We start from the raw sequence: 2,682 nt of genomic DNA, 5'->3' as shown, positions 1-2,682 counted from the left end.
GTGTCCCCTATTTTTGAACACATACTGGGTTGATGTAATTAATAACATAGGCCTTTATGCCATTCTGGCATTGAGCCTCAATTTTATCTTGGGACATACAGGTTTATTTCATATGGGACATGCAGCTTTTTATGCTATAGGAGCCTATACCACCGCTATATTAAACACAATGTACCATGTTCCCATTATTTTTCTTATGCCTCTAAGTGGGATTTTGGCTGCCCTGTTTGCTCTCGTGGTGGCCAAACCAATTATTCATTTGCGCGGAGATTATCTTCTTATTGTGACAATAGGAATTGTAGAGATTGTACGTATTGCCTTAATAAATAATATTTTTGGCATTACAGGCGGCTCTAATGGTATTTTTGGTATTTCCAGGCCTAATCTTTTTGGCTTTATTATTCGCAGACCACAAGAGTTTTATTACTATATATGGATTTTTCTAGGTGTAAGCGTATTTTTGTTCCACCGGCTTGAAAACTCCAGGTTTGGACGCGCACTGAACTTTATCAAGGAAGATGAAGTTGCTGCCGAAGGTAGTGGGATTGATACAGCATATTACAAATTGATAGCCTTTGTACTTGGAGCATTTTGGGCCGGAATGGTTGGCAATATCTATGCGGCTAAAATGACAATTATTTCTCCGGAATCGTTTTCTTTTTGGGAGTCCGTTATTTTGTTTACTATTGTAATTTTGGGAGGAGCAGGAAGTATTCGTGGAGTGATTTTAGGAGCCTTCCTAATTATAGGCCTGCCAGAGTTGTTTAGACAGTTTGCCAGTGCACGCATGCTTGTTTTTGGTGCGGCAATGGTCGTGATGATGATTTTTAGACCTCAGGGGATACTACCTCCTTTGCCCAGAAAGTACGCTCTGGATAAAATAAACTACGGAGACAAAACCCTATGAGCCTTTTGAGTTTGAGAAACCTGACAAAAACTTTTGGTGGCTTGTTGGCGGTTAATGATGTCAGCTTTGACATTAAAGAGGGGGCGATAGTTGGATTGATTGGGCCTAATGGAGCTGGCAAAACAACTGTATTTAACTTGATCACTGGTAATTATGTACCAGACCAGGGCGAGATTATTTTCGATGGTCAGAATCTGGTTAAAATGCCGACACATAAGATAGTTTCGCTTGGAATTGCCAGGACTTTTCAAACCATTAGACTGTTTCAAAATCTTACAGCACTGGAAAATGTGTTGGCAGGTCGACATTGTCGCATGAAGTCAGGAATATTGGCAGGAATGTTTAGGCCTCCGAGCCAGCGAGAGGAGGAACAAAGAGCCTTGATTGCGGCATTAAAAGAACTGGAATTTGTTGGCTTAAAGGAAAAGCTGGAGGAAAAGGCCAAAAATTTATCTTATGGGAACCAAAGGCTTTTGGAAATTGCCAGGGCCCTGGCAACTACGCCTAGACTACTCATTCTAGACGAACCAGCTGGTGGAATGAATGATCAGGAAACACAGGAGTTGGTTGAACTGATTCGTCAGATCCAGCAGCGTGGTATCACTGTGCTTTTAATTGAGCATGATATGAATTTGGTTATGCGTATTTGTGACCATATTGTTGTTTTGGAGCACGGTGCAATGATTGCCGAAGGAACTCCTGAAGAAATTAAGAAAAATCCCAGGGTTATCGAGGCATACCTGGGGGCGGATGAGGATTAGTCTATGCTGCTTAATGTGGAAAATTTGAGGGTGCATTACGGAAATGTTGAGGCCTTGCACGGTATAAATTTGAGAGTGCGTCAAGGCGAGATCGTGGCCATTCTTGGAGCAAATGGAGCAGGAAAGTCAACTACATTGATGACCATTAGTGGACTACTTAAACCAAGTCAGGGCAGGATAATTTTTGAAGGACAGGAATTACATAAACTACGTGCTCACGAAATCGTGAGGCTGGGGATTGCTCAGGTACCAGAGGGGAGGCGCGTATTTAGCACGCTTACCGTACAGGAGAACTTAAATCTGGGTGCTTTCACAGTCACTGATGAAAAAAAGATACAGAGAACTTTAGATTGGATATTTGAACTTTTTCCCCGTCTTAAAGAAAGAAAAGAACAACTGGCCGGGACCTTGAGTGGCGGAGAACAGCAAATGTTGGCCATAGCCAGAGGCTTGATGGCCGATCCAAAAATTCTTCTGCTTGATGAGCCGAGTCTGGGCTTGGCGCCTATTTTGGTGAAATCAATTTTTGAAACCATTAAAGAGATCAACGAGAGTGGAGTGACAGTTCTTTTGGTAGAGCAAAATGCCAGGGCGGCACTAAAACTTGCACATCGTGGTTATGTTATGGAAGTGGGCAAGATTGTTCTGGAGGACAGCGCTAAGAGTCTACTAGAAAATCCAGAGGTTAGAAGGGCCTATTTAGGCGGTTAAAATAGAACATCAAAGAGACAAAAAAGCACCTGAAGAATTTTCTTCGGGTGCTTTTTTGTTTTAAGAGTCTGTGGCCAAACCCATTTTGACTACCAGGTTAAAAATACTGGTTTCTTGAAAGCCTTGGAAAGGGCTGGGAAACCCATCTTGGCGAAGCTTGCGGATAAGCAGAGCATCGGGGTGACAAGGCTAAATATTCCGGGGCTATTTGCCATAATTATCGACAATAAAAAGAATATTCATTTATTCTAAATGTACCATTATGCTCTGCCCGCAAGCAAGCTATAGATGGGTCCAGGCATT

The 2,682-nt window shown here is 42.3% G+C and carries 3 protein-coding genes; all 3 read left to right on the top strand.

Annotated features, from left to right (window positions below):
- A partial coding sequence (locus AC3WVG_RS11345; protein ID WP_488798229.1) for a branched-chain amino acid ABC transporter permease occupies positions 1-907 on the top strand: 907 nt, incomplete at its 5' end.
- Positions 904-1,668, top strand: coding sequence for an ABC transporter ATP-binding protein (locus AC3WVG_RS11340; RefSeq protein WP_488798228.1), 765 nt, complete (start codon positions 904-906; stop codon positions 1,666-1,668). The genes AC3WVG_RS11345 and AC3WVG_RS11340, both read left to right, overlap by 4 nt.
- Before the next feature lie 3 nt (positions 1,669-1,671).
- Positions 1,672-2,379 (top strand): ABC transporter ATP-binding protein, encoded by a 708-nt coding sequence (locus AC3WVG_RS11335; protein WP_488798227.1) that lies wholly within the window; start codon positions 1,672-1,674, stop codon positions 2,377-2,379.
- The last annotated feature ends 303 nt before the right edge of the window (positions 2,380-2,682 follow it).

This window comes from Desulfovulcanus sp. (assembly GCF_982781345.1).
The sequence above is the reverse complement of the archived record's forward strand: the minus strand, read 5'-3'. Positions and strand labels throughout refer to the sequence as shown.

What these genes read in the sequence shown, in the direction of transcription:
- AC3WVG_RS11340 (WP_488798228.1), top strand. Translation starts at nt 904, where the DNA reads ATGAGCCTTTTGAGTTTGAGAAACCTGACAAAAACTTTTGGTGGCTTG.
- AC3WVG_RS11335 (WP_488798227.1), top strand. Translation starts at nt 1,672, where the DNA reads ATGCTGCTTAATGTGGAAAATTTGAGGGTGCATTACGGAAATGTTGAG.